The sequence below is a fragment of the Promicromonospora sp. MS192 genome (assembly GCF_049532985.1).
Lineage (GTDB): Bacteria > Actinomycetota > Actinomycetes > Actinomycetales > Cellulomonadaceae > Promicromonospora.
Genome location: NZ_CP186693.1, coordinates 3,366,349 through 3,389,096 on the forward strand (window position 1 = coordinate 3,366,349; position 22,748 = coordinate 3,389,096).

Genomic DNA, 22,748 nt, shown 5'->3' on the forward strand with positions numbered 1-22,748 from the left:
TGGCATTTCATCTGATGTTTGCGAAGGGGCAGGCATGGCCACGATCACCGGAGTCCGCGTCGAGGACGTCAGGTTCCCGACGTCGGCCACGGCCGACGGATCCGACGCGATGAACAAGGACGCCGACTACTCGGCGGCCTACGTCGTGCTGGAGACCGACGCCCAGGACGCCGACGGCGCCCCGCTGGGCGGGTACGGGCTGACGTTCACCATCGGCCGGGGCAACGACATCGTGGCCGAGGCGGCCCGGCAGCAGGCCGCGGGCCTCGTGGGGCGGGACGTCGACGCGCTCGCCGCGGACATGGGCGCCGTCTACCGCGACCTGACCGCCGACAGCCAGCTCCGCTGGCTCGGGCCCGAGAAGGGCGTGGTGCACCTGTCGCTGGCCGCGGTGCTCAACGCGGCCTGGGACCTGGTGGCGCGCCGCGCGGGCAAGCCGCTGTGGCGCCTGCTCGTGGACATGACGCCGGAGGAGCTGGTCGACGTCGCCGACCTGCGCTACCTCTCGGACGCCCTGACCCGTGACGAGGCGCTGGCGATCCTGCGGGAGCGCGCGGGCACCCGGCAGGAGCGCCTGGACCACCTGGAGCGCACCGGGTACCCCGTGTACACGACGTCGGCCGGCTGGCTCGGCTACAGCGACGACAAGCTGCGGCGACTGTGCCAGGAGGCCGTCGACGCCGGGTACCGGCACGTCAAGCTCAAGGTCGGCGCGAACCTGGCCGAGGACGTGCGCCGGCTGACCATCGCGCGCGAGGTGCTGGGCCCGGACCGCAACCTGATGATCGACGCCAACCAGGTGTGGGACGTGCCGCAGGCCATCGAGTGGATGACGGCCCTGGCGCCCTTCGACCCGCTGTGGATCGAGGAGCCCACCTCGCCCGACGACATCCTGGGGCACGCCGCGGTGCGCCGCGCCGTCGCGCCCATCGGCGTCGCCACCGGCGAGCACTGCCACAACCGGGTGATGTTCAAGCAGCTCATGCAGGCCGAGGCGATCGACTACTGCCAGCTCGACACCGGGCGGCTGGCCAGCATCAACGAGATCGTCGCCGTGCTGCTGCTCGCGGCGAAGTTCGGCGTGCCGGTGTGCCCGCACGCGGGCGGCGTCGGGCTGTGCGAGATGGTGCAGCACGTCTCCGTGCTGGACTACGTGGCCATCGGCGGCGACCTGACCGGCCGCGTGACCGAGTACGTGGACCACCTGCACGAGCACTTCACCGACCCGTGCGTCGTCGCCGACCGGGGTGCGGGCACCGCGTACGTGCTGCCGTCGCGGCCGGGCTACTCCACGCAGATGCACGAGGAGTCCCTGGACCGGTTCCGGTTCCCGCACGGGACGTACTGGGTACGCGATACTGCGGATCATGTCCCGCACTGACGAGGTCGTCGACGGCATCCGCAGGATGATCCTCGACGGCAGGCTGCGTCCCGGCGACCGCCTGCCGGTCGAGAAGGACCTGGCCGACGAGCTCCAGGTCTCCCGCGGCTCCCTCCGGGAGGGGGTGCGGGCGCTGTCGATCCTCGGCGTTCTGCATACGCGGCAGGGCGACGGCACCTACGTGACCAGCCTCGACCCGGGCCGCCTGCTCTCCCCCATGGCCCTCGTCCTGGACCTCCAGGACGACGACGCCCTACCCGCCTTCCACAGCGTGCGCCGCCTGCTGGAGACGGAGGCCGCCGGCCTGGCCGCGACCCGGATGACCGACGAGGCCCTCGCGGAGGCGCGGGCGGTCCTGGACCAGGTGGCCGGGGTGGCGGACGGCGCCGAGCTGGACCACGACCGGTTCATCGAGGTGGACATCGCGTTCCACCGCCTGATCGCGGCGCACTCCGGCAACCCCGTGCTGGAGGCGCTCGTCGAGTCGTTCGCGGGCCGCACGGTGCGCGCACGCCTGTGGCGCGTGCTGCACGCCGAGGGCATCGCGGCGCGCACGCACGGCGAGCACGAGGCCATCTGGCGCGCGCTCGCCGCGCGTGATCCCGAGGCGGCCCGGATCCGGATGGCGAGCCACCTCCTGGGCGTCGAGGACTGGCTCCCGAAGCCGGAGAACCTCGACGAGGACGCCTGACCCGTCAGTCCCTCCCGGTGGACGGCCAGGTGCGCGGCACCGCCGCCTCGGCGAGGAGCCCGGCGTCCGCGAGCGCCCGCCACAACCCGGCCGGCACGTGCGCGGACGCGCGCTCCTCGGTCTGCCGCGCCTGCTCGGGCGTCGCCAGCCCGACGACGGCGGAGACCACCGCCGGGTGGGTGCGCACGTAGGCGAGCGCCGCCTGGGGCAGCGTGACGCCGTGCTCCGCGCAGACGGCGGCGATCCGCCGGGCACGGTCGAGCAGGTCGGCGGACGCGGGGCCGTAGTCGTAGGTCGCGCTCTCCGGTGGCTCGTCGCGCGCGAGGATGCCCGAGTTGTAGACGGCGGCCGCCACCACGGCCACGCCGCGCTCGACGGCCGCGGGCAGCAGGTCGGTCAGCGCGGGCTGCTCCAGGAGCGTGAACCGCCCGGCGCACATGACGACGTCGACGTCGGTCTCGCCCACGAACCGGGCGAGCATCGCCGACTGGTTCATCCCGGCACCGATCGCGCCGATCACGCCCTGGTCCCGCAGCTCCGCGAGCGCGGGCAGCGCCTCGTGCGCCGCCTGCTCCCAGTGGTCGTCCGGGTCGTGCAGGTAGACGACGTCGATCCGGTCCAGCCCCGTGCGCCCCAGGCTCGACTCGAGCGACCGGAGCACGCCGTCGCGGGAGAAGTCCCACACCCGGCGGGCGGTGGCCGGCACGTCGAACATGTCGGGGTCGCGGCGGTCCGCGGTCTCCGGCGTCGGCACGAGCAGGCGCCCCACCTTGGTGGACACGACGAGCTCGTCCCGGGGCCGGGTGCGCAGGTAGGCCCCGAGGCGGCGTTCGGACAGCCCGAGCCCGTAGTGCGGCGCGGTGTCGAAGTACCGGATGCCGGCGTCCCACGCCGCCTCGAAGGTCGCGTGCGCCTCCTCGTCCGTGACGGCCTGGTAGAGGTTGCCCGCGGGTGCGGCGCCCAGGCCCAGCCCTGTCAGCCGCACGCCGGTGGCGCGCACCTCGGTCGTGGTCATGCGGGGCCACCTTCCAGCCGGTAGACGCGACGCGCCGTGCCACCCCACACGGCCTCGGCGTCGTGCGGGCCCAGCCCGCCGAGCAGGGCGCGGGCGGCCTCCAGCCACGCGTCGTAACCGCCGGCGAGCAGGCACACCGGCCAGTCGGAGCCGAACATGAGCCGATCCGGCCCGAACGTCTCCAGCGCGTGGTCGACGGCGGGCCGCAGGTCGCCGATCTGCCAGTCGTCCCAGCGGGCTTCCGTGACCAGGCCCGACACCTTGGCCGTCACGTTCGGGCGGGCGGCGAGCGCCGTCACGTCCCGCTTCCACTCCACGAGGTCGCTGGTGCGGTCGAGCCGGGGCTTGCCGAGGTGGTCGAGCGTGAACGCGACGTCGGGCAGGGCGTCCGCGAGCCGGGCGGCCGCCGCGACCTGGTCCTGGCGCAGCACCAGGTCGAACACGAGACCGGGGCTGCCGGTGCCGGGCCCGCAGACCGCGGCGATGCCGCGGCGCACGTCGTCGCGGTCCAGGTAGCCGGGATCCCGCTCGGCCTGCACCTGCGTGCGGACACCGACGAGCGCGCCCCCGCCGGGCCCGGCGCGCAGCGCGGCGACCCGGTCGCCGACCGCCGGGTCGGACAGGTCGGCCCAGCCCACCACGCCCGCGATCCGCGCGGCACGTCCCTCGCCGGAGGCCGCGATGGCGAGCAGCTCGTCGGTCTCGGCCCACCGGCTCGCGGACTGGACCACGACGGTGGCGCTCACGCCATGCTCCGCCGCCGGCAGGTCCGCTGGGGTGAAGTCGGCGTCGATGGCCGCCATCGTGCCGGGGTCGATCCAGTCCTGCGGGGTGCGCGACCGCACCCACAGGTGATGGTGCGCGTCTACGACGTCGTGCGGCACCGGTGCTCCTCTCTGGCGTCCTCGCCGGAAACATCTGATGTATAGCACGCGAGGCGCCACCCGTGACTCCGCCTCTCGCCGTCCGGTGTCCGCGCGCCCCCGGGATGACGGCGCCGTCCGTCGTCCGCCGTTACGGTGGCGGCATCCACGTCGTCGACCTGTGATCGGGGCACCATGGCGAGAGCATCGCGACCGGACCGGCTGCGCAGGCACTGGGACCGGCAGGCGGCGGGCTACGACACGAGGATGAGCCGCGCCGACCGGCTGCTCGGCGACACCCGGGCCTGGGTGTGCGGGCAGGCCACGGGCCGGGTGCTGGAGGTCGCCGTCGGGACGGGGCTGAACCTCGGGCTGTACCCCGCCTCCGCCACCCTGGCGGGCATGGACCTGAGCCCGGCCATGCTGGAGCTGGCGCGCCGGCGGGCGGACGACCTGGGCCTGGACGTGGACCTCTCGGTGGGCGACGCCCAGCGGCTGGAGTTCGCCGAAGCCTCGTTCGACACGGTCGTGTGCACGTTCGGCCTGTGCTCCGTGCCCGACGACCGCAGCGCCGTCGACGAGATGGTGCGTGTGCTACGGCCGGGCGGCCTGCTCCTGCTGGCCGACCACGTGGTGAGCACCTCCGCGCCGGTCCGCATGCTCCAGGCGCTGGCCGAGCTCTACACGGTGCCGGTCGAGAACGAGCACTTCCGGCGGCGCCCGTTCGTCCACGTGCAGGCCGCCGGGCTGCACGTCGAACGGCACGACCGGTTCTCCCGCGGGACCGTGGAGCGTCTCGCGGCCCGCAAGCCGGCGTCCGCCTGAGCCCGGGCGACCGGGCGCAGCACCGGCGCACGCCGCGCGACGAGCAGGGCGCCTCAGTGCTGGTACCGCGCCGACCTCAGCACCGCGAGCCGGGCCCGGTACTCGTTCTCGTCGATCTCCCCGCCCGCGAAGCGTCCGGCGAGGAGCTGCTCGGCGTCCGCCCGGTCGTCGTGCGGACGCTGGTTCGCGGAGCCCCGCACGAGGAACACCAGGCCCACGACGACGGCGCCCCAGAACAGCACCATGGACGCCATCATGATCAGGCCGGCGATCCAGCCGTACCCACCCCAGTTCCACATCATGGCCGTACCTCCCGCGCCGTGGGCGTCCCGTGCCGGGAGAGCCCCGCTCCGACCACGCTACGAGCGGGCGGGCGCGGTGTCCCGGGACCTTGGTCCCGGACTCCCGGGACGCCGGACTCCTCGCGCGGGCCCGCCGCCCGCCCGGCCTCTCAGGCGCCGGTCATCGCCGCCAGGCCGCGGACGACCTGGGCGTCCCGTTCCTCCGGCAGGAGCTGGACCCAGGACTTGATGTCCCGGCTCCACTGGTCGGCCAGCACCTCGGTGGAACCGGCCTCGACACCGTCCAGTGCGGCGTCGGCCAGGGCGGTCGGCGAGATCTTGTCGACCGCCCAGCCCGCGGACATGTCGGTGTCGGCAAGGCCCAGGTGCACGGCCGTCACCAGGGTGCCCTGCTCGGCGAGCTCCAGGCGCACGCCGTTCGTCATGGCCCACCCGGCGGCCTTGGAGAGGTGGTACGCGTTCGCTCCCTTGACACCGAACCATGACATGGCCGACAGCACGTTGACGATGGCTCCCCCGCCGTTGGCCGCAAGCGCCGGTGCGAGCTCCCGGATCGTCGCGAGGCTGCCGAACAGGTTGGTCTCCAGCTCGTGACGCACGGCGTCGAGCGAGCCGGTGACCAGGTCGGCACCGGTCGTGATGCCCGCGTTGTTGACGAGCAGGGTGACGTCGGACGCCGCCCGGGCGACGTCCCGCACGGCTACCGGGTCGGTGACGTCGAGGGCGAGCGCCTCCACGCCGGGCAGATCGATCGTCTCGGGACGGCGGGCCGTCGCGTAGACCTTGCGGGCACCCCGGTCGAGGAGGCGCTGGGCGAAGGCACGGCCGAGCCCGCGGTTGGCGCCGGTGACGAGTGCTACTGAGTTCTCGATGTCCATGCCGGGTACGCTAAAACCTGACGTTGACGTCAGGGTCAAGCATCGAACCGAGGAGTGTCATGACGGTCACAGAGACTGCGGCCGAGCCGCTGATCCGCATCGGCGAGGTCGCCCGCGGCGCAGGTGTCTCGGTGCGCGCGGTGCGCTACTACGAGCAGCAGGGCCTCCTCACCCCGGAGCGCAGCCCGTCCGGCCAGCGTCTCTACCGGTCGAGCAGCGTGACGTACGTGCGCTTCTTCCAGCAGATGTACGCCGCCGGCCTGACCAGCCGGAACATCGCGGACCTGCTGCCGTGCATGGAGTCCGGGCACACCGACGCCGAGCAGCGCGCCATGCTGCACGCCGAGCGCGACCGCATCCAACGCAAGCTCGACGACCTGCAGGCGGCCCTGGACCGGCTCGACGAGGTCATCGAGGTCACGGCGAGCCACCCGTAGGCCCGGGAACCGGGGTCAGCTCACCGAGTCCGGGTCGCGGAGCATGTGCGACTCCACCAGCTCGTGCCGCCGGAAGTACGTGGTCGCGACCGCCTGGATCGTCGCGGCGACGGGCAGGGCCAGGAACGCGCCGAGCACCCCGAACACCGCACCGAAGGCCAGCACGACCAGCAGGCTCACCGCGGCGTTCATCTCCAGGGCCCGCGCCGACACCTTGGGCGCCAGGTACAGGTTCTCGAACTGCTGGTAGGCGATGACGAACGCGAGCACGCCCACCGCCTGCGGCCAGCCCTGCGTGGTCAGCGCCACCATGGTGGGCAGCGCGCCACCGAGGTAGGCGCCGATCGTCGGCACGAACTGCGACACCACGCCTACGAAGACGGCGAGCGGCACGGCGTACGGCGTCTGCAGGATCGCGAGGAAGACGAACGTGACCACCGTGGACACGGCGGCCAGCACCACGCGGGAGCCGATGTAGTCGGACACCTTGCCCTGCGTGACCTCCCACAGGTGCAGCATTTCCTGCTGCCGCGCGGGCGTCAGCCACCCGCAGACCGCGGCCCGGAACCTCGGCCCCGCGGCCAGCAGGTAGTACGCGACGAGCAGGATGGTCAGGGTCGCCAGCAGCCCGCCGACGAGCGTGGTGCCCACGAGCAGCGCTCCGGACGCGACGTCGTCGCCGAACTCGTCCAGGGCCTGCCGCAGCAGGTTGTCGGAGTCGGGGACGACGATGTCGAACCGGTCGGAGACGAACGCCCGCAGGCCCGTGTAGAGGCGGGGCACGGACTGCGCCAGGGCGACGAGCTGCTGCACGAACAGGTTGCCGAACAGCGTCAGCAGCACGATCACGACCACGAGCGACCCGATGAGCGTGGTCGCGGCCGCCAGACCGCGGCGCCATCCGCGCCGCACCAGCCAGACCGTGCCGGGCTCCAGGGCGAGCGCGATGAAGACGGCGATCAGCACGTTGACGAAGAGGCCCTCCAGGGCCCCCATGGCGTTCCACGTGAAGATGCCGAGGAACACCGCGGCCACGGCCATGAACAGCGCGCGCGGCAGCCACCGCGGCGGACGCGGCGAGTCGGGGGCGCCAGGAGGCGGTCCGGATTGGTCCGTCTCGGGTCGTCCGGAGTCGGGCCCGGCAGAGCCGGCCTGTCCGGGCTCGGACCCTCCAGGGCCGGACTGTCCGGGTTCAGCGGCCGCTGACGAACTGGGCGACGTCATGCCCAGACCGTAGCCCCTGCGGTCTCCGTGATCCCGAAGCCCACCCCGGGAGCGTCAGACCCCGCTCGCGACCAGCGGGATCAGCGGCACGCCCGGGTGCGCGCGCTCGAACGCCCGCGCGTGCCAGATGTCGCGCAGCAGCACCAGCGGCGTGCCGTCGCCACGCCGCACCACCTCGACGCCCGGGTAGGCGGCCACGGTGTCGAGGTCGGCGGGGGCCACCTCGCGGGCCAGTGAGAGCCCGAGCGTCTCCATCCGGATCGGCGCCGAGAACTCGTGCTCCATGCGGAAGGTCGCCACCTCGAACTGCAGCGGCCCCACGGCGGCGAGGATCGGGTTGCCGTCACCGCGCACCTCGGACACGAGCACCTGGACCACGCCCTCCTGCTCCAGCTGCGCGATGCCCTTGCGGAACTGCTTGGAGCGGCCCGGGTCGGCCACGCGCGCGGCCGCGAAGTGCTCGGGCGCGAACACCGGCATCGGCGGGAAGGCGACCTTCGGTCCCGCGGAGTCGAACACCGTGTCGCCCACGGCGAGCGTGCTCGCGTTGACCAGGCCCACCACGTCGCCGGGGTAGGCGTCCTCGACCGTCGAGCGCTCGCGACCGAACACCGACAGGGCGTACTTGGTCGCGAACGGCCGTCCGGTGCGCTCGTGCGTGACGACCATGCCGCGCTCGAACCGCCCCGAGCACACGCGGATGAACGCGACGTGGTCACGGTGGTTCGGGTCCATGCCGGCCTGCATCTTGAACACGAACCCGCTGAACGGCTGGTCCACCGCGCGGGCCGCGCCGTCGACGTCGGCCCGTGCGCCGGGTGCGGGCGCCAGCTCGACCACGGCGTCCAGGAGCTGGCGCACGCCGATGTTGGCCAGCGCCGCGCCGAACAGCATCGGCGACGTGGTGCCGGCGAGGAACGAGGCGCGGTCCACCGGGTCGAGGAGCTGCACGCTCTCGACGGCCTCGGTGTGGTCGTCGCCCAGCGTCTCGGCGGCGGCCTGCGGGCTGAGCACGCTCTCCTCCGCGATCGACGCGCCGCCCGGCGCCCGGCGGTACGTGCGGACCTCGCCGGAGGCCCGGTCCAGCAGGCCGAGGAATCGCCCGGCCTCGCCGACCGGCCAGGTCAGCGGCGTGGGGCGCAGGTTGATGCGCTCCTCCAGCTCGTCGCACAGCTCCAGCGCCTCGCGGCCGGGCCGGTCCCACTTGTTGACGAACGTGATGACCGGCACGCCGCGCCGACGGCAGACCTCGAACAGCTTGAGCGTCTGCGGCTCCAGGCCCTTGGCGGAGTCGAGCAGCATGACGGCGGCGTCCACGGCGGTCAGGACGCGGTAGGTGTCCTCGGAGAAGTCGGCGTGGCCGGGCGTGTCCAGGAGGTTGATCACCACGTCGCCGTACGCGAACTGGAGCGCCGCGGACGTGATCGAGATGCCGCGCTTCTGCTCCATCTCCAGCCAGTCCGACACCACGCCGGCACGGTTGCCCTTGCCGTGCACCGCCCCGGCCTCCTCGATGGCGTGGGCGTGCAGCGCCAGCGCCTCGGTCAGGGTCGACTTACCGGCGTCGGGGTGCGAGATGACGGCGATGCTGCGGCGCCGGGCCGCCTCGGCCGCGACCGGCCGGGCGTCAGAGGTCAGGACGGTCACGACCGATCAGTCTACCGTCCGGCGACGGCGGTGCCCGGACACGGACACAGGCACGGGCACGGACGCGGGCACCGCGTCGTGGGTACGACGCCGGGCGGGGAGAACGGTACTTCCGGCCGGTACCGGCCGGCGACGCGCCGCCCCAGCATGAGGACATGCCTCTCGACTCGTCAGCACCGCCCCCTGCCCGGTCCCGCCTCGTCGCGCTCGACGTCGTCCGCGGCGTGGCGCTGTGCGGGATCCTCGTCGCCAACGTGATCCCGATCAGCGCCACGGTCGCGTCCGAGGCGCCCGTGACCTCCGCCCTGAGCGCACCCGGGTCCGGGGGCACGGACTGGCTGCACCTGCTGGTGGACCAGCGCTTCTTCCCGATCTTCTCCCTGCTGTTCGGCATCGGCTTCTCACTCCTGGTGGAGTCCGCGGCCGCCCGGGCCGGCCGGCCGCGGCTCGTGCTGCTGCGCCGGCTGCTCGTGCTCCTCGCGCTCGGGCTCGCGCACCTCCTCCTGCTCTGGCCGGGCGACATCCTGACCGTCTACGCGGTGGTGGGGCTGCTCGTCCTGCTGCCGTCGACGTGGCTGCCACGATGGGCCGTCGCGGGTCTGGCCACCGTCTGCCTGGTGGCGGCGATCGGGCTGCTCGGCGGGCAGTACGCCCTGGTGCCCGGCCTGTTCCTGCTGGGCTCGGCCCTGACCCGCTACGGCGTCACGCGGCGGATCGAGGACTCCACCCGCGTGCCCGCGCTCCTGGCCCTGCTCCTGGCGGCCGCCGCCGTGCCCGTGCTCGCCGCGCAGGCGTCCTTCGAGCGGACGGGAGAGGTCGACACCACGGGCTTCCGCATCGCCTTCCCGGTGGCCGGGCTGCTGGTCGCCGGCGTGTACGTCTGCCTCGTGCTGGTGCTGCTGCGCACCCCTGCGCGCCCGGTGCTGCGGGCCGCGTTCGCGCCCCTGGGCCGGATGGCGCTGACCAACTACCTCGGCGCCACCGTGCTGGTGCTCGTGGTGGCGCACGTCGACGGGGAGCCGGGGCGCTGGTCCTCGGCCACGGTGCTCGGCATCGCCGGGGCGGTGCTCACCGCGCAGTGGCTGTGCTCGGCGCTGTGGCTGCGCCACTTCCGGTACGGGCCCCTGGAGTGGGCGTGGCGATGGGCCACCTGGCTGCGCCGCCCGCCGCTGCGGGTGGCCGGCGAGGCGGACGCGCGACGCGCGCCGTCGACCCTCGTAGCCTGAGCGACGTGCACATCACCGGACGCGGCGCGGCCGCGGCCCAGCTCTCCGGCGACGTCGCGCTCGGGCTCGTCCTGACCGGCACCCTCCTGCTCACTGCCACCGCACTGGCCGCGAGCTGGGGCGGCTCCTCCTGGCTGCTCGGCCTGTGCACCGGCACCGTGGTGGGCGCCCTGGCCCTGCTGCGCCGCCGGCACCGGTTCGGCACCGCGCTGGCGGGGCTCGGCGTGGCGGCCGTGGCGGTCGTCGTGGCACGGCTCGCCGGGCTGCCCGGGGAACCCTCGCCTGCGACGGCGCTCGCCCTGGCCGTGCTGGTCGCCTCGGCCGTCCGCGTGCTGCCGGCCGGGCAGGCGACCACGGTGGCCGGCGGCGGGCTCGTCGTCGTGGTGGGGTCGTGGCTCGCCGCGGCGCCGTTCACGTCCGACGTGTCGGTGGTGCCGACGGTGGTCACCGCGGCCTGGCTCTGCGCCCTCGCGGCGGGCCTGCTGGGCCGGCTGCTGGTGGCCCGGCGGGAGGCGGCGGTCGACCGGGTCCGCCGGGACGAGCGGCTGGCCGTGGCGCGCGAGCTGCACGACGTCGTCGCCCACCACATCACCGGCATCGTGGTCCAGGCCCAGGCCGCACAGCTCCTGCTCGCCCGGGGCGGCACGCCGCCGGGCTCACCGGCCCAGCCGGTGGCCGACGCCGTCGCGGGCATCGAGTCCGCCGGGGCGGAGGCCCTCACCTCGCTGCGCCGCGTCGTCGGGCTGCTGCGTGACGCAGACGACGCGTCACCCGTGGCACCTGGTCCCGAGGAGCTCACCGTGCTGGTCGACCGGTTCGAGACCCGTGGCCCGCGCGTGGACCTGCGACTGCCCGACGACGCGACGGGCTGGCCGCCCGAGGTCACCACGACCGTCTACCGGGTGGTGCAGGAGTCGCTCACGAACGTCACCCGGCACGCCCCGCACGCCCGTGCGGTGAGCGTCACCGTGGAGCGGGTGGCGGACGGCGTCCGGGTCGAGGTGTCCGACGACGCCCCTGCCCGGGGCCGCGCCGACCCCGACCGGGGGCACCGACCCGGGACCGGTCAGGGGTACGGGCTCGTCGGCATGCGGGAGCGTGTCGAGGCGCTCGACGGCACGCTGGCGGCCGGCCCCCGCCCGGACGGCGGCTGGTCCGTGGTGGCCACCCTGCCGACCGGACCACGACCGGCGCGTCCGGTCCGGGCGACCGGTCAGGAGGAGCCGTGACGATCCGGGTGCTCCTCGCCGACGACCAGCCGATGGTCCGCGGCGGCCTGCGGCTCATCCTCGAGGACCAGCCGGACATCGAGGTGGTGGCCGAGGCCGCCGACGGCGTCGCGGCCGTCGCGCTGGCCCGCGACCTGCGCCCGGACGTCTGCCTCGTCGACATCCGGATGCCGCTGCTGGACGGCATCGAGGTGACCCGCACCCTGGCCGGCCCGGACGTCGCCGACCCGCTCCGGGTGGTCGTGGTCACCACGTTCGACGTCGACGAGTACGTCTACGGTGCGCTGCGCGGCGGTGCGGTGGGGTTCGTCCTCAAGGACGCCGGGCCCGCGCTCCTGGTCGAGGCGGTCCGGGCCGCGCACGCCGGCGACGCACTGGTCTCGCCGTCGGTCACCGTGCGGCTGCTGCGGCACCTGACCGCGGCGGACGGCGGCGTCGCCGTCAGGCGCGGGACGCCGGGCGGCAGTCCGTCCGCCCGGCCGCTCTCGGACCGCGAGACCGAGGTGGCGCGCGCCATCGCGCGGGGGCGCACCAACCTGGAGATCGGCGCGGAGATGTTCATCTCCCTCAGCACGGTCAAGGGCCACGTCGCCGCGATCCAGGCCAAGCTCGGGCTGCGCAACCGCGTGGAGATCGCGGCCTGGGCCTGGGAGCACCGGGTCGTCGGCGGGTGACGGCCCCCGGGGCGGCCACCCGGACGGAAAAAACCTGGCACCCGGACCGGCCCTGCTCCTAGGGTCGGCCCCGATATGAACGCCATGATCAGGCAGCGTTCCGCCCGCTAGCGGCGCGGAACGCACACCACACCCAGCGCGTGCTCCGCGCCGCCGGCATCCGCCGGGCGGCGCGTCCTGTGCTGCCCGGATTCCTGTCAGCCGACGAATCCAGGAGCACACCATGTCGCGCAAGCGTCCTTTCCGTCCCACTGCCCGGACGACCTCCCGCGGGGCACCCCACCGCGGTACTCCCGACCACGGTGCACCGCGGGCCGCCCGGCCGCCGGAGCCCCCGCGGACCGCGGAACCCACCGGGCCGGCGGGGCCCGCCGTGCCGACCGTGCCGACGGGGCCGGTCGGCGGGGCCCACGAGCTCGGCCAGAACCTGCTGATCGACACGCGGGTCATCGACCGCGTGGTCGACCTCGTCCCCGACGCGGACCGGCCGGTCGTCGAGTGGGCCGCCGGCCGCGGCGCGATGACGCTGCCCCTGGCCCGGCTGGGCCGCCCGGTCGAGGCGGTCGAGATCGACCCGCGCTCGGCCGCGCGCCTGGCCCGGGTCGTGCCCGGCAACGTCACCGTGACGCGGGACGACATCCTGCGGCACGCCCCGCCGTCGGAGCCCTACGACCTCGTCTGCAACGTGCCGTTCCACCTGACCACCCCGGTGCTCCGGCGCCTGTTCACCCTGACCGGCTGGCAGCGCGCCGTGCTGATCACGCAGTGGGAGGTGGCCCGCAAGCGCGCCGCCGTGGGCGGCGCCACGCTCCTGACCGTCCAGTGGTGGCCGTGGTTCGCACCCCGGCTCGACCAGCGTGTCCCGGCCGGAGCGTTCCGTCCCCGGCCGGGCGTGGACGCCGGCCTGCTCGTGCTCGACCGCCGCACCGACCCCCTGCTGCCGCCCTCCCGGCAGCGCCACTACCAGCGGTTCGCCGCGGCCGTGTTCAACGGGCCCGGCCGCGGCGTGCACGAGATCCTCGTCCGGCAGGGGCTCGGCCGCGAGGAGGTGCGGCACTGGGCCCGGCGGCACCGCGTCGCGCCGGGTGCGCTGCCGCGGGATCTCGGCGCTCCGGCCTGGGTGGCGGCCTACGCCCTGACCTCCCGTCGCCCGGCCCCACGACGGTCCGGCAACCGGTCCGAGCGATGAGCCGTCACGGGATGACCCGCGATTCGTCATGTGTCCGACGGATCGATGGGGTCGAATAGGGGCCATGACACAGAGCGCGCCCGCCCGTCCCCGCCGTCGCTGGATCATCGTCACCGTCTCGGTGGTGGGCGTGCTGGCGGTGCTCGGCGTCGTGGGCGAGCTGGCGCTGCGCGCCACGATCGACGACCGGATCGCGGCCTCGACCGCCGACCTGCCGGAGGGTGTCACGGTGACGCGGGACGACACCCCCGCCCTCTGGCAGGTCGCGACCGGGCAGGCCACCCTCCTGGTCGACGTCGCGCCCGAGGCCCTCACGGACATGGCGCGGTCGGCCACCGAGCTGCCGGAGCTCCGGGTCGCGGCCGAGTCCGGGGCGCTGGTGGCGCAGGTGCCGCTGCCGATCTCGGGCACCACCCGGACCGTGGACCTCCTGCTCGACGTGTCCGCCGAGGGCGGTCAGGCGGTGGTCCGCGCGGACACCGTCCGGTTCGCCGGGCTGAGCCTGCCCGTGGCCGCCGTCGCCGAGCAGCTCGGCAGCGCCCAGCTCGACCGGCTCGTCGAGGGTGTCGCGTTCCCGGAGGACGAGAACCAGCTGGCGATCTCGTCGGCGCGGGCCACCGAGCACGGGCTGGAGCTCGCGGCAGAGGTGGCGATGTGGTGAGCCGCTCCGGGTGCGTCAGCTCAGGACCAGGCTCGCGATCTTCCCGTCGCGCAGCGTGAACTTGAACGGCCCCGTCCCGTTGAACCGGTTGCTCTGCACGGTGATCGTGACGGTGTAGTCCCCGGGCTCGGCCCCGGGTTCCACCGCGACGGGCTCGAACTGACTCTTCATGCCGATGTTGTCGGTCTCGTTCCAACTCCGGACGCCGTCCGGTCCGTGGAACTCGCGGCCCCAGTCGTTGAGGTACGCGTCGTCGGTGAACGTCGCGACGAACCGCTCGGTGTCGCCGGCATTGGTGGCGTCGACGAACTCCTGGACGACGGCGGGCAGATCGATCACAGCCATGAGAGACCTCCGTGTGCTCGGTCGCGGGCACCCGTGGGCGGGCGCTCGGTCGGTACGACCATAGGCAGACCCCCGGCGGGCCAGCCAGGCACCGGCGATCCCTCCCTCGCCCGGGAGAGTGGCGCGCCACCTACGACGTCGGCCCGAGCACCAGCTCGTAGAACCGCCAGAGGTGCTGGAGCTCCGCCGGGATCTCCGACCCGGCGTAGGGCGGGCGCTCGACGAAGCCGCGCGACTCGTAGAGCCGGTGGGCCTCGCGCATGAACCGGTTGCTGTCCAGCCGGACCACGGGCGCGTGCAGGTCGTCCCGGGACAGCTCCAGCAGCCGGTCGAGCAGTTCCGAGCCCAGCCCGGTACCGCGCTGGGCGGGGCGCACGTACATCCGCTTGATCTCGGTCGCGCCGTCGTCCTGCACGCGCAGCGCCGCGACCCCGGCAGGCACGTCGTCGACCTCGGCCAGCAGGAGGAGGCCCGACGGCCGGCGGAACTTCTCCAGGGCGTCGGCGGAGTGCTCCGCGCCGCGGCCCATCGCGAAGCCGTACGCCCGCTCGAACCCGGCGAGCGCCTCCGTCATGTACTCGGTCATGAGGTCGAGCACCACGCCGTCGTCGACGGCGGACGCCTCACGGACCCTGGGCCGGCTCACCCGCACCTCCCTCTCCCGACGCCGTCCGCACCGTGCGGGGCGTCGCCGGGACCGAGGCTACGCCGCGGCGTGAAATATCGAGATGATCGATACCTGAGACAGATCTTGTCTCAGAGTCCTGGCCCACGTAACCTGCTTCAGGCGAGCCCGGCGCCCGCCATGGATCATGCAGCCGAGCGGCCAGCGGGCCGCCACACGCAGGGAGGACGTCTTGAGCACCGTGCGCTCCGCACTCCCCACCGCCGCCCCCACTGTCGCCCCGGCCGCCGGCCGGGCGTGCGAGACCGGCCGCTGCCCCCGAGGCTGTCTGTAGAGCGTCCGCGCGACCGTCCCCGGCCTGTTCGGCCGCGGACCCGGTCCCGCGCGTGACGCTCCGGCCCCGCACCCCGCTCCAGACGCACCACGCCGGCCCCGAGGCACGCACCCGCACGACCCGGACGCCGACGGCGCACGATCCCAAGCCAGCCCCACCCGCCACACAGCGAAGGAAGAACAATGGCCCGCATCTACGACGACGCGACCAAGCTCATCGGCAGCACGCCCCTCGTCAAGCTCAACCGCCTCACCGACGGCCTCGAGGCGACGGTCCTCGCCAAGCTCGAGTTCTACAACCCGGCCAACTCGGTGAAGGACCGCATCGGCGTCTCGATCATCGACGCGGCCGAGGCCTCGGGCGAGCTCAAGGAGGGCGGCACCATCGTCGAGGGCACCTCGGGCAACACGGGCATCGCCCTAGCCTGGGTGGGCGCGGCCCGCGGCTACCAGGTGGTCCTGGCCATGCCGGAGACCATGTCCAAGGAGCGCCGCGCGCTGCTGCGGGCGTACGGCGCCGAGCTGGTGCTCACGCCGGGCTCGGAGGGCATGAAGGGCGCCGTGGCGGCGGCCGAGAAGATCGCGCAGGAGCGCCCGGGCGCCGTGCTGGCCCGCCAGTTCGCCAACGAGGCCAACCCGAAGATCCACCGCGAGACCACCGCCGAGGAGATCTGGGCGGACACCGACGGCGCCGTCGACATCGTGGTGTCCGGCATCGGTACCGGCGGCACCATCACCGGCGTCGGCCAGGTGCTCAAGGAGAAGAAGCCCGAGGTCAAGGTCGTCGCGGTCGAGCCCGAGGAGTCGCCGATCCTGAACGGCGGCGCCCCGGGCCCGCACAAGATCCAGGGCATCGGCGCCAACTTCGTGCCCGAGATCCTCGACACCACGGTGTACGACGAGGTCATCGACGTGAACGTCGGCACGGCCATCGAGTTCGCCCGCCGGGCCGCCCAGGAGGAGGGCCTGCTGGTCGGCATCTCGTCGGGCGCCGCGCTGTCCGCCGCGCTGGAGGTCGCCAAGCGCCCGGAGAACGCCGGCAAGACGATCGTCGTCATCGTCCCCGACTTCGGCGAGCGCTACCTGTCCACCCCGCTGTTCGAGGGTCTGGTCGACTGATGACGGGGGCACGCGGGCTGTTCCAGGTTCTCGCCGAGGACCTGGACGCCGCGCGCGCCCACGACCCGGCCGCCCGGTCCCGCCTGGAGGTGGCCCTCGCCTACCCCGGCGTGCACGCCCTCTGGGCGCACCGGGCGGCGCACCGGCTGTGGCAGGCGCCGGCGCTCCGCCTGCCCGCGCGGCTGCTCTCGCAGCTCGCGCGGGCGCTCACCGGCGTGGAGATCCATCCCGCCGCACGGATCGGCCGCCGGCTGTTCATCGACCACGGCATGGGCGTCGTCATCGGCGAGACCACGGTCGTGGGCGACGACGTCATGCTGTACCACGGCGTGACGCTGGGCGGCCGGTCGCTCAACCGGGGCAAGCGCCACCCGACCCTCGGCGACCGCGTGACCGTGGGCGCCGGCGCCAAGGTGCTGGGCCCGGTCTGGGTCGGGGACGACGCGCAGATCGGCGCCAACGCCGTCGTGGTGAAGGACGTGCCCGCGGGCGCGGTCGCCGTCGGGATCCCCGCCCGGATCCGGGTGCCGGAGGCGCCGGTCGCGGAGCGGTCGCGCAACGAGGATCCGTCGGAGCTGATCGAGTACATCATCTGAGCCCGGGTCGCACCGGGTGGAGGGCCGGCTGTCGCCGGCCCTCTTGTTCTCGCTACTTGTTCTAGTTGCCGTAGATCAAGTAGAGTAGTCCGCATGATGTTCCGCATCGATCCCGCGAGCGACGAGCCGCTCTTCGAGCAGCTCGTCGCCCAGGTGCGGGTCGGCGTCGCCAAGGGAGACCTCGTGCACGGCGAGCGCCTCCCGGCGGCACGTGAGCTCGCGCAGGCGCTCGACATCAACGTGCACACGGTCCTGAAGGCCTACCAGGTGCTGCGCGACGAGGGCCTGATCGACCTGCGCCGCGGCCGGGGTGCCGTCGTGACAGGTCGCGCACAGGCCGACCTGTCGGCGGTCGAGCGCGCCATGGCCGAGCTGATCCGCGCCGCCCGGGCGGCGCACCTCTCCCCCGATGCCACGGCCACCCTCGTCAAGGAGGCGATGAGATGACCACCGGAATCCTGCTGCACCAGCGGCTCGGGCACAGCCGACGCGGCCAGGTCGCGATCAGCGCGCTGTGCGGGCTGTCCCTGCTCGGCGTGGCGGCGGGCCTGGCCCTGTCCTGGCGGGACAGCCTCCCCGACCCGGTCGCGACCCACTGGTCGTCCGGCGACGGGCCGGACGGCTTCATGCCGGTCGGCAGCTTCGTCGGGGTGCTCGTCGCGGCGGGCGCGGTGTGCGTGGCCCTGTTCTCGGCGATGGGGGTCTTCTGGGGACGGGGCGAGAGCACCCGGCGCCTGTCCGCGGCGATGAACGTGTGGATCGGCGGGTTCATCGGCACCATCCTGGTGGGCAGCCTGTGGGTGCAGCGTGGCCTGTCCGACGCGGCGGAGGCATGGAGCCCGGGCTGGCTCGTCGCAGCCGCGGCGCTCGGGCCCACCGTGCTCGCCGTGATCGCGGCGATGCTCGTGCCGGGCGACCCGCCCGCCCCGGCAACCGGACCGGTCGACGGCGGGGCCGCGCGGACACCCCTCGGCCCCGGTGAACGCGCCGCCTGGATCGGCCGGGCCACGACACCCAGGGGCGCCCTGGCGGTCGAGATCGGCATCGCCCTGGCCGCCACGGCCGCCGCCGTGCTGACGCAGCTCTGGGCGATGCTGGTCGTGCCGCTGCTGCTCGCCCTGCTCGTGCTGGCGATGCTCTCGTTCACCGTGCGGGTCGACGGCGCAGGCCTGACCGTGCGCTCGACCCTCGGCTGGCCACGTACCCGGATCCCGGCGGACGAGGTCGTGCTCGCCTCGGCGACGACCGTCAGCCCGATGCGCGACTACGGCGGCTGGGGCTGGCGCGTCGCACTCGACGGCTCGGGTCGCACCGGGGTGGTGCTGCGCCGCGGCGAGGCCCTGCAGGTGGACCGGACCGCCGGGCGCGGGTTCGTCGTCACGGTGGACGGCGCCGCCCAGGCGGCCGCGCTGCTGAACACGATGGCGGAGCGGGCGCGGGCGGAGCGGGGCACCGGCCCGGACGACGGCCGCTAGGCGCCCGGCCGTGTCGACCCGGCCGTGTCGACCCGGCCGTGTCGACCCGGCCGTGTCGGCCCGGCCACGTCGACCCCGTCAGCGCAGCCGCTCGGCGTGGCGTTCCGCGAGCGCCGGCGGGGCCGTCGCGAGCCATGCGTCGACCAGGGCCTCGCGCAGCGCGGCCTCGCCGACGAGGTCGAGCTGGATCAACAGGCCCGCGAAGCCGTCGAAGTGCTGGATCGTGAAGAACCCCGGCCGCTCCTCGCCGAGGATCGCCTCCTTCTCGCCCAGGTCCTCGACCCGCACACCGAGGATCGGCCCCTCGGGTACGGGGTCGTCGCCGAACCGCCTGAGGTCGGCCTGGCTGAAGGGGCGTTCCCACGCGAACGCCTTGCGCCCGACGGACCAGGCGCGGTGGCGGTAGCTCAGTCCCTCGACGGTCTCGGGCAGCGCGAGGGCGAGCCGGGCGACGTCGTCGTAGGTGGTCACCCGACCACCGTAACCACGGGCGTGCGGGACCGGTAGGGTGTGGGCAGTACCTGGGACGCGCCGTCCCGGGTAAGCCGTTCCCACGACGAGGTGAACCCCATGCGCATCGGATTCCAGACCGGTTACTGGTCCCGCAGGCCCCCGAAGGGCATCCAGCAGTTCATCGTGGCCGCCGACAAGCTCGGTCTCGACTCCGTCTGGACCGCTGAGGCCTACGGGTCCGACGCCTTCTCGCCGCTGGCCTGGTGGGGCGCGCGCACCCGGAACGTGCGGCTGGGCACGGGCATCGCCCAGCTCTCGGCCCGGACGCCGACGGCCACCGCCATGCAGGCGCTCACGATGGACCACCTGTCCAAGGGCCGGTTCGTGCTCGGGCTCGGAGCCTCCGGTCCGCAGGTCGTCGAGGGCTGGTACGGGCAGCCCTACAAGCGGCCGCTGGCCCGCACGCGGGAGTACGTCGACATCGTGCGGCAGGTCATGCGGCGCGAGGCGCCCGTGACGCACGACGGCGCGTTCTACCAGCTTCCGCTGTCCGCCGACGCACCGGGCGCGACCGGGCTGGGCAAGGCGCTCAAGCCCACCGTGCACCCGTTCCGGCCCGAGATCCCGATCGTGCTGGCCGCCCAGGGCCCCAAGAACGTGGCCCTGGCCGCCGAGATCGCCGACGGCTGGATGGCCGGCTTCTACGCACCCCGCATGGACGCCGAGTTCCGGGCGCTGCTCGCGGAGGGCTTCGACGCCCGCTCGGCCGAGCGTTCGCCGTCGGACAGGTTCGAGGTCTGTGCCACGGTGCCGGTCGTGGTGCGGGACGACGTCGAGGCGGCCGCCGACGTCATCCGCCCCCACATCGCCCTGTACGCGGGCGGCATGGGCGCCAAGGAGGCGAACTTCCACAAGCAGTCGCTCGACCGGCTCGGGTACGCCGAGCCGCTGGACAAGGTGCAGGAGCTGTACCTGGCCGGGCGCAAGGAGGAGGCCGCCGCGGCCGTGCCGACGCAGCTCGTGGAGGAGATCGCGCTGGTCGGGCCGATCGACAAGATCCGCCGCGAGCTGCCGACGTGGGAGTCGACCGCGATCACGACCCTGCTCGTGCAGGGCGACCCGGCCTCGATGCTGGCCCTGCTGGCCGCCGCCCAGGACCGCTCGCTCGCGGGCCGCGCCCGCTCGACGGCAGGCACGGTCCTGTCGCGCCTCGCCCCCTCGAAAGCCTGATCGTCGCGTGCTGGACGTTCGCCCTTTCCCGTGTGCCAGAAGGGCGGATGTCCAGCACTCGACGGCTACGGGAGGACGGTGATGCGGCCTTCCGGTTCGATGTCGATCGTGCTCAGGGTGCGGGCGTGGGCGGCGATCGTCTCCGCGTCCACCGGGGCGTCCGCGAGGGGGACCAGGATCTCGGCGTCCGCGAAGCCCGTGACGCCGTCACCGCCGCCGACCACGTAGTTGGTCGCCGCGACCGTGTAGGTGGCCGTCTCGTCCAGCGGGGCGCCGCCCACCCGGACGTCGCTCACCCGGGTACCTGCCGGTGCGCTCGGGGAGTACGTGTACGCCATGCCGGAGACCTGCGGGAAGCCGCCGCCCGCGTCCTGCACCCGGGACACCGCGTCCTCCAGCGAGCGCAGCAGGCCCGCTCCCGTCACCCGCACGTGCATGACCCGGTTGGCGAACGGCGCGATCGAGTACGCGTCCCGCAGCGTGAAGTCCGGGCCCGGTGCCTCGGCGCGCAGGCCGCCGCCGTTGACCCAGCCGATGTCCGCGCCGTGCTGCGCGCGGAACGCGTCCGCGACGAAGTCACCGAGCGCCGTCTCCTGTGACCGGCTCTTCTGCTCGGGGTCCAGGAGCGGGGTACGGACGTCCGCCAGGACCTCCGAGAGCCGCTCGTCCATCTCGGCCGCGTACCGCTCCTCGACCTCGCGCAGCGCGGGGTCCGGCGTGACCGTGTGGTCCACCTCGATCACCGACGGCCGCACCTGGTAGCCCGGCCGGCGGTCCGTGCCGCGTTCCCGCCTGATGTCGAGCCGGACGAGCGACCCGATGTTGCCCTCGGACGCCATGAGCGGCACGTCGCCCTCGTACTCGATCACCGAGTCGTACTCGGCCATCTCCTCGCCGAACACGGCGTCCAGCCCGGGCACGGCCCGCACCAGCTCGCGGTTCTCGTCCATCGGGTACTGCGTGACCGCCACGATCACGTCGGCCCGGGCGTGCGCCCGCAGGTCGGCGACGGCGGCCCGGGCGGCCTCGACCGGGTCCCTCTCCACGAGATCGGCGGCGGCCGTCGTCGTCTCGATGGCGTCGGTGAGCCCGATGAAGCCGACACGGACGGCGCCCACCCGCTGCACCGCCCACGTGCCGTGCTCCACGAAGGGGGTGCCGTCGGTGGTCGTCAGGTTGGACGTGATCCAGGGGAAGTCGGACGCCGCGACCAGGTCGCGCGCGTGGTCCACGCCGAAGTCGAAGTCGTGCTGGCCGAAGTTCGCCAGGTCCACGCCCACCTCGTTGAGCGCCTCCACCATGGGTACGCCCTGGTAGAGGCCGCCGAAGAGTGTGCCCCCGGCCAGGTCTCCCCCGAAGACGACGGCCGTGGCCCGGTTCCGCTCCTCGACCGTGCGCACGGCCGTGGCCAGACGGGCGACGCCGCCGCGGTCCTGGCCGCCGGTCAGCACCGGCCCGATCTCGTGCGCGTCGTGGAAGTAGAGCAGGGTCGCGGCGGGCCGGGTGGGCCCGGCGGCACGCTCCGCGGGCGCCGGCGAAGCGGACGCCGGCGAAGCGGACGCCGCCGGAGCGGACGACAGCGGAGCGGACGCCGGCGGCGTGGGCGCGCCGGCGGCGGTGAGCCCCGGGCCCACCAGCCCCGCTGTGAGGGCGAGCGCGCTGACGAGCCCTGCTGCACCTGCGAGGGAGCGATGCATGGTGGTACCTCCGACGGCGATCGAGCGGACACGTTCGGCTCGGCACGCTAGCTCGCAGCCGTGAACAGCGCGGCGCCCGGGTGTGAACTGCGGGTGTCCCCCCGTCGAGCGGGTGCCAGGCACCGCGCCGCACGGCGACGTCGCCAGGCCCGGCCGCGTCGCCAGGCTCGGCCGCGTCGCCAGGCCCGGCCGCGTCGCCAGGCCTACGAGGCGCCCTCGCCCGCCGGCGCGTCGTCCTCGGGGAACCAGACCGCTCGCCGGAGGTTCACGCGGCGGCCGTCCTTGGACAGGGGGCAGCCCTCCGCCCGGAGCGCGTCCAGCGCGTCGGTCAGGTGGTGCTGCGGCGGCGAACCCGCGGCGTTGACGACCCGCCACCAGGGCACGCGGTCGCCGTCCTCCTCCTCCTCGGGACCGTCCGGCACCAGGTGCGCGTACCGGTCCCCCGAGCCGGCCATGACGCTGCCGACCTGGCGCGGACCGCCCCGGCCGAGCCGCTCGCCGACGATCTCGGCGATCAGCCCGTAGGTCATCGCGCGGCCGGACGGGATGCGGCGGACGACGTCGAGCACCGCGGCGGCGTACTCCTCGACGTCGGTGAGCTGGGATGCGGTCACGGAGGCGATCGTAGACGCG

General features: G+C 74.1%; 25 protein-coding genes. 14 read left to right on the forward strand and 11 right to left on the reverse strand.

What is annotated here, in order from left to right; translation table 11 throughout:
- Positions 1-34: 34 nt before the first annotated feature.
- Both ACO229_RS15120 and ACO229_RS15125 read left to right on the forward strand, forming a co-directional pair.
- Entirely contained in the window at positions 35-1,381 is a 1,347-nt protein-coding gene (locus tag ACO229_RS15120) for an enolase C-terminal domain-like protein (protein WP_423462000.1), read from the forward strand.
- On the forward strand, positions 1,368-2,072 hold the full coding sequence (locus ACO229_RS15125) for a FadR/GntR family transcriptional regulator (protein ID WP_397409547.1): 705 nt from the start codon (positions 1,368-1,370) through the stop codon (positions 2,070-2,072). Before ACO229_RS15120 ends, ACO229_RS15125 begins: the two co-directional genes overlap by 14 nt.
- 4 nt (positions 2,073-2,076) lie before the next feature.
- Here ACO229_RS15125 and ACO229_RS15130 read toward each other — a convergent pair whose 3' ends face one another.
- Complete coding sequence (locus ACO229_RS15130; protein WP_423462001.1) at positions 2,077-3,087, reverse strand: aldo/keto reductase; 1,011 nt, start codon at positions 3,085-3,087, stop codon at positions 2,077-2,079.
- On the reverse strand, positions 3,084-3,971 hold the full coding sequence (locus tag ACO229_RS15135) for an amidohydrolase family protein (protein ID WP_423462002.1): 888 nt from the start codon (positions 3,969-3,971) through the stop codon (positions 3,084-3,086). The genes ACO229_RS15130 and ACO229_RS15135 overlap by 4 nt, the downstream gene beginning before the upstream one ends.
- A 174-nt stretch (positions 3,972-4,145) precedes the next feature.
- Between ACO229_RS15135 and ACO229_RS15140 the strand changes: the two genes are divergently transcribed.
- Complete coding sequence (locus tag ACO229_RS15140; protein WP_423462003.1) at positions 4,146-4,775, forward strand: class I SAM-dependent methyltransferase; 630 nt, start codon at positions 4,146-4,148, stop codon at positions 4,773-4,775.
- A 53-nt stretch (positions 4,776-4,828) separates the two neighbouring features.
- Here ACO229_RS15140 and ACO229_RS15145 read toward each other — a convergent pair whose 3' ends face one another.
- Positions 4,829-5,077, reverse strand: a complete 249-nt coding sequence (locus tag ACO229_RS15145) for an SHOCT domain-containing protein (RefSeq protein WP_423462004.1) — start codon at positions 5,075-5,077, stop codon at positions 4,829-4,831.
- A gap of 149 nt (positions 5,078-5,226) precedes the next feature.
- The gene (locus tag ACO229_RS15150) at positions 5,227-5,955 is read right to left on the reverse strand and encodes an SDR family oxidoreductase (protein ID WP_397429825.1); all 729 of its coding nucleotides are present in this window, start codon (positions 5,953-5,955) and stop codon (positions 5,227-5,229) included.
- A gap of 59 nt (positions 5,956-6,014) precedes the next feature.
- On the opposite strand from ACO229_RS15150, the gene ACO229_RS15155 reads away from it, so the two are divergent.
- A complete protein-coding gene (locus tag ACO229_RS15155; RefSeq protein WP_423462005.1) occupies positions 6,015-6,392 on the forward strand; it encodes a MerR family DNA-binding transcriptional regulator in 378 nt (125 codons plus the stop codon).
- Positions 6,393-6,407: 15 nt separating this feature from the next.
- Here ACO229_RS15155 and ACO229_RS15160 read toward each other — a convergent pair whose 3' ends face one another.
- Together ACO229_RS15160 and ACO229_RS15165 are read right to left on the reverse strand one after the other, a co-directional pair.
- Positions 6,408-7,433 carry an AI-2E family transporter gene (locus ACO229_RS15160; protein ID WP_423462006.1) on the reverse strand — a complete coding sequence of 342 codons (1,026 nt, stop codon included), beginning with the start codon at positions 7,431-7,433 and terminating at the stop codon, positions 6,408-6,410.
- A gap of 237 nt (positions 7,434-7,670) precedes the next feature.
- Positions 7,671-9,263, reverse strand: a complete 1,593-nt coding sequence (locus tag ACO229_RS15165; protein WP_397409532.1) for a peptide chain release factor 3 — start codon at positions 9,261-9,263, stop codon at positions 7,671-7,673.
- Between the two features lie 155 nt (positions 9,264-9,418).
- Between ACO229_RS15165 and ACO229_RS15170 the strand changes: the two genes are divergently transcribed.
- From ACO229_RS15170 to ACO229_RS15190, 5 genes are all read left to right on the forward strand, one after another.
- Complete coding sequence (locus tag ACO229_RS15170; protein WP_423462007.1) at positions 9,419-10,489, forward strand: DUF418 domain-containing protein; 1,071 nt, start codon at positions 9,419-9,421, stop codon at positions 10,487-10,489.
- A 5-nt stretch (positions 10,490-10,494) separates the two neighbouring features.
- The gene (locus ACO229_RS15175; RefSeq protein WP_423462008.1) at positions 10,495-11,718 is read left to right on the forward strand and encodes a sensor histidine kinase; all 1,224 of its coding nucleotides are present in this window, start codon (positions 10,495-10,497) and stop codon (positions 11,716-11,718) included.
- The gene (locus ACO229_RS15180) at positions 11,715-12,392 is read left to right on the forward strand and encodes a response regulator (protein ID WP_397409526.1); all 678 of its coding nucleotides are present in this window, start codon (positions 11,715-11,717) and stop codon (positions 12,390-12,392) included. Before ACO229_RS15175 ends, ACO229_RS15180 begins: the two co-directional genes overlap by 4 nt.
- A 382-nt stretch (positions 12,393-12,774) precedes the next feature.
- Positions 12,775-13,581: a 23S ribosomal RNA methyltransferase Erm gene (gene erm, locus ACO229_RS15185; protein WP_423465311.1), complete on the forward strand. Its 807-nt coding sequence runs from the start codon at positions 12,775-12,777 to the stop codon at positions 13,579-13,581.
- A gap of 64 nt (positions 13,582-13,645) precedes the next feature.
- On the forward strand, positions 13,646-14,242 hold the full coding sequence (locus tag ACO229_RS15190) for a hypothetical protein (RefSeq protein WP_397429819.1): 597 nt from the start codon (positions 13,646-13,648) through the stop codon (positions 14,240-14,242).
- 15 nt (positions 14,243-14,257) lie between these two features.
- Here ACO229_RS15190 and ACO229_RS15195 read toward each other — a convergent pair whose 3' ends face one another.
- Positions 14,258-14,587 (reverse strand): nuclear transport factor 2 family protein, encoded by a 330-nt coding sequence (locus tag ACO229_RS15195; RefSeq protein ID WP_397409522.1) that lies wholly within the window; start codon positions 14,585-14,587, stop codon positions 14,258-14,260.
- Between the two features lie 130 nt (positions 14,588-14,717).
- On the reverse strand, positions 14,718-15,233 hold the full coding sequence (locus ACO229_RS15200) for a GNAT family N-acetyltransferase (protein ID WP_397409520.1): 516 nt from the start codon (positions 15,231-15,233) through the stop codon (positions 14,718-14,720).
- Between the two features lie 495 nt (positions 15,234-15,728).
- Here ACO229_RS15200 and cysK point away from each other — a divergent pair, with 495 nt between their 5' ends.
- From cysK to ACO229_RS15220, 4 genes are all read left to right on the forward strand, one after another.
- The gene (cysK, locus tag ACO229_RS15205; RefSeq protein ID WP_423462009.1) at positions 15,729-16,664 is read left to right on the forward strand and encodes a cysteine synthase A; all 936 of its coding nucleotides are present in this window, start codon (positions 15,729-15,731) and stop codon (positions 16,662-16,664) included.
- Complete coding sequence (epsC, locus tag ACO229_RS15210) at positions 16,664-17,260, forward strand: serine O-acetyltransferase EpsC (protein ID WP_397409516.1); 597 nt, start codon at positions 16,664-16,666, stop codon at positions 17,258-17,260. Before cysK ends, epsC begins: the two co-directional genes overlap by 1 nt.
- 93 nt (positions 17,261-17,353) lie before the next feature.
- Positions 17,354-17,707: a GntR family transcriptional regulator gene (locus ACO229_RS15215; RefSeq protein ID WP_397409514.1), complete on the forward strand. Its 354-nt coding sequence runs from the start codon at positions 17,354-17,356 to the stop codon at positions 17,705-17,707.
- Positions 17,704-18,735, forward strand: a complete 1,032-nt coding sequence (locus ACO229_RS15220; RefSeq protein WP_423462010.1) for a DUF1648 domain-containing protein — start codon at positions 17,704-17,706, stop codon at positions 18,733-18,735. The genes ACO229_RS15215 and ACO229_RS15220 overlap by 4 nt, the downstream gene beginning before the upstream one ends.
- A 78-nt stretch (positions 18,736-18,813) precedes the next feature.
- Here ACO229_RS15220 and ACO229_RS15225 read toward each other — a convergent pair whose 3' ends face one another.
- Entirely contained in the window at positions 18,814-19,206 is a 393-nt protein-coding gene (locus tag ACO229_RS15225; protein WP_423462011.1) for an MmcQ/YjbR family DNA-binding protein, read from the reverse strand.
- Between the two features lie 99 nt (positions 19,207-19,305).
- Between ACO229_RS15225 and ACO229_RS15230 the strand changes: the two genes are divergently transcribed.
- A complete protein-coding gene (locus tag ACO229_RS15230) occupies positions 19,306-20,418 on the forward strand; it encodes an LLM class F420-dependent oxidoreductase (RefSeq protein ID WP_397429815.1) in 1,113 nt (370 codons plus the stop codon).
- Positions 20,419-20,483: 65 nt separating this feature from the next.
- On the opposite strand, the gene ACO229_RS15235 is transcribed toward ACO229_RS15230, so the two are convergent.
- Positions 20,484-22,115: a bifunctional metallophosphatase/5'-nucleotidase gene (locus ACO229_RS15235; RefSeq protein WP_423462012.1), complete on the reverse strand. Its 1,632-nt coding sequence runs from the start codon at positions 22,113-22,115 to the stop codon at positions 20,484-20,486.
- A 203-nt stretch (positions 22,116-22,318) separates the two neighbouring features.
- The gene (locus ACO229_RS15240) at positions 22,319-22,729 is read right to left on the reverse strand and encodes an MGMT family protein (RefSeq protein WP_423462013.1); all 411 of its coding nucleotides are present in this window, start codon (positions 22,727-22,729) and stop codon (positions 22,319-22,321) included.
- Positions 22,730-22,748 lie beyond the last annotated feature (19 nt).

Bases quoted from the DNA above. Each gene is read 5' to 3' on its own strand.
- ACO229_RS15130 (WP_423462001.1), bottom strand. From the start codon at position 3,087: ATGACCACGACCGAGGTGCGCGCCACCGGCGTGCGGCTGACAGGGCTG.
- ACO229_RS15150 (WP_397429825.1), bottom strand. From the start codon at position 5,955: ATGGACATCGAGAACTCAGTAGCACTCGTCACCGGCGCCAACCGCGGG.
- ACO229_RS15230 (WP_397429815.1), top strand. From the start codon at position 19,306: ATGCGCATCGGATTCCAGACCGGTTACTGGTCCCGCAGGCCCCCGAAG.
- ACO229_RS15155 (WP_423462005.1), top strand. From the start codon at position 6,015: ATGACGGTCACAGAGACTGCGGCCGAGCCGCTGATCCGCATCGGCGAG.
- ACO229_RS15235 (WP_423462012.1), bottom strand. From the start codon at position 22,115: ATGCATCGCTCCCTCGCAGGTGCAGCAGGGCTCGTCAGCGCGCTCGCC.
- cysK (WP_423462009.1), top strand. From the start codon at position 15,729: ATGGCCCGCATCTACGACGACGCGACCAAGCTCATCGGCAGCACGCCC.
- ACO229_RS15220 (WP_423462010.1), top strand. From the start codon at position 17,704: ATGACCACCGGAATCCTGCTGCACCAGCGGCTCGGGCACAGCCGACGC.
- ACO229_RS15215 (WP_397409514.1), top strand. From the start codon at position 17,354: ATGATGTTCCGCATCGATCCCGCGAGCGACGAGCCGCTCTTCGAGCAG.
- ACO229_RS15120 (WP_423462000.1), top strand. From the start codon at position 35: ATGGCCACGATCACCGGAGTCCGCGTCGAGGACGTCAGGTTCCCGACG.
- ACO229_RS15125 (WP_397409547.1), top strand. From the start codon at position 1,368: ATGTCCCGCACTGACGAGGTCGTCGACGGCATCCGCAGGATGATCCTC.
- ACO229_RS15190 (WP_397429819.1), top strand. From the start codon at position 13,646: ATGACACAGAGCGCGCCCGCCCGTCCCCGCCGTCGCTGGATCATCGTC.
- ACO229_RS15170 (WP_423462007.1), top strand. From the start codon at position 9,419: ATGCCTCTCGACTCGTCAGCACCGCCCCCTGCCCGGTCCCGCCTCGTC.
- ACO229_RS15145 (WP_423462004.1), bottom strand. From the start codon at position 5,077: ATGATGTGGAACTGGGGTGGGTACGGCTGGATCGCCGGCCTGATCATG.
- ACO229_RS15195 (WP_397409522.1), bottom strand. From the start codon at position 14,587: ATGGCTGTGATCGATCTGCCCGCCGTCGTCCAGGAGTTCGTCGACGCC.
- epsC (WP_397409516.1), top strand. From the start codon at position 16,664: ATGACGGGGGCACGCGGGCTGTTCCAGGTTCTCGCCGAGGACCTGGAC.
- ACO229_RS15160 (WP_423462006.1), bottom strand. From the start codon at position 7,433: ATGGCCGTGGCCGCGGTGTTCCTCGGCATCTTCACGTGGAACGCCATG.
- ACO229_RS15140 (WP_423462003.1), top strand. From the start codon at position 4,146: ATGGCGAGAGCATCGCGACCGGACCGGCTGCGCAGGCACTGGGACCGG.